The sequence below is a fragment of the Bacillus cereus group sp. BfR-BA-01408 genome (assembly GCF_022663305.1).
Lineage (GTDB): Bacteria > Bacillota > Bacilli > Bacillales > Bacillaceae_G > Bacillus_A > Bacillus_A pacificus.
In genome coordinates this window covers 1-641 of the sequence record NZ_JAKUFF010000184.1, presented here as the reverse complement: position 1 = coordinate 641, position 641 = coordinate 1, and the positions used below count along the sequence as shown (strand labels likewise).

The following is a 641-nucleotide window of genomic DNA, read 5'->3' as shown; positions in this document are numbered from 1 at the left end:
TAACTTGCACACTATACGTTAACGTATCTCCTACTCGCGTTGCTTGTTTATTTACTGTTTTTATTACATTGAAGCGCCCTCTATTCACCCTCGTTATTGTCGTATTACTTGACTGATTTACTATAACTGGTGGCTCTCCTGGCACTAAAGTAAAGCTTCCTGTTATATTTGCAACGTTCGTAATTGTTCCTGATGACGGTATGCTTGTAACTGTCGCTTGAAACGTCACGATAACTGTTTCACCAACTGAGATATCTCCAACTCCAAATCCAGTAATCGGATTTAAGTTTGGTTGCGGGGCTCCATTTATCGTTACACTATTTGCTACAAATGACGCACCTGTTGAAGTGGTATCAATAAACTGAACATTGTTAGCTGTTACTGTTCCTGTATTCGTTATTTGTACTGTATACGTCAATATATCTCCCACTAGAGTAGCGGCTCTATTTACTTGTTTAATAACATTAAAGCGTCCTCTATTTACAGTTGTGAGTGTTGTATTACTTGGCTGATTTACTATAACTGGTGGTTCTCCTGGTACTAAAATAAAGCTTCCAGTAACATTTGCCGTATTGGCAATTGTTCCGTTTGACGGAACGCTAACAACTGTTACTTGGAATGTGACTTCTACACTTTCACCT

1 protein-coding gene is annotated in these 641 nt (G+C 38.7%); it reads right to left on the bottom strand.

What is annotated here, in order from left to right:
- Nucleotides 1–641: DUF11 domain-containing protein (locus tag MR083_RS26765; protein WP_242270099.1), on the bottom strand; the 641-nt coding region annotated here is incomplete at both ends.